This window comes from Streptococcus suis (assembly GCF_046032115.1).
Classification (GTDB): Bacteria; Bacillota; Bacilli; order Lactobacillales; family Streptococcaceae; genus Streptococcus; species Streptococcus suis_AJ.
Map to the genome: position 1 here is coordinate 1 of NZ_JARQOZ010000033.1, position 767 is coordinate 767.

Annotated in this window: 1 protein-coding gene; it reads right to left on the bottom strand. The window is 43.2% G+C overall.

Annotation, left to right across the window (positions count from 1 at the left end; genetic code table 11):
* Positions 1 to 767, bottom strand: a 767-nt coding sequence (locus tag P7J36_RS09170; protein ID WP_408551946.1) for a MucBP domain-containing protein, incomplete at both ends; no start/stop codon positions are given.

Consider the following 767-nt stretch of genomic DNA (forward strand, 5'->3'; position numbering starts at 1 on the left):
GTTTCAATGGCTCACCATTTGGATCTACTGGTACATATCCTGGTACATGTGGAATTGTTGGAACATCTGTACCTGGTCTGCTTGGATCCGTTGGATCGTTAGGGTAAACGATTGGATCGGTTGGCTGACCTGGGATATTTGGAACCCATGAACCGAGTTCCTTGTAAATATAAGTAACTGTTGTTCCACCTGATGGAATCTTACCACTTGGAGTTCCTTCTACTTTTTCAAGGATGTAACCGTTGATAACTTTACCACTTGTCGTATAGTCATCCCCAACCTTACCTGGAATATTTTCAGATGGTACCAATTCTTTACCATTTTCATCTACATAACGTACAACTACTGTTGATTCTTCTGGTACATAGTTGATTGGCGTATCCTCACCTGGGTTAGATGGTACCGGTGGTGCAATGTAACCCTTAGTTGGATCGTCTGGATCTACTGGTTCTAATGGAGTTGTTTCATCTGGTCCTACTGGGATATAACCTGGAATATATGGAATGGTTGGAACATCCGTACCTGGTTGTGTTGGATCAGTTGGATCATTAGGGTAAACCGTTGATGGTACTTCAATTGTTCCAGTTGGTGGTTTCGGAATCCATGAACCGAGTTTCACATAAGTGACAACTTCTGTGATGTTTCCTGTCGTTTCTGTCGCAGCGACATTGGCAACAGTTGAATCAAGTTCTACCTTAGTACCGTTGTTGGTTGCTTCTTTTGCGATGTAACCCCCAACTGTTGGCAATGGATGTCCTTCCAGAGTC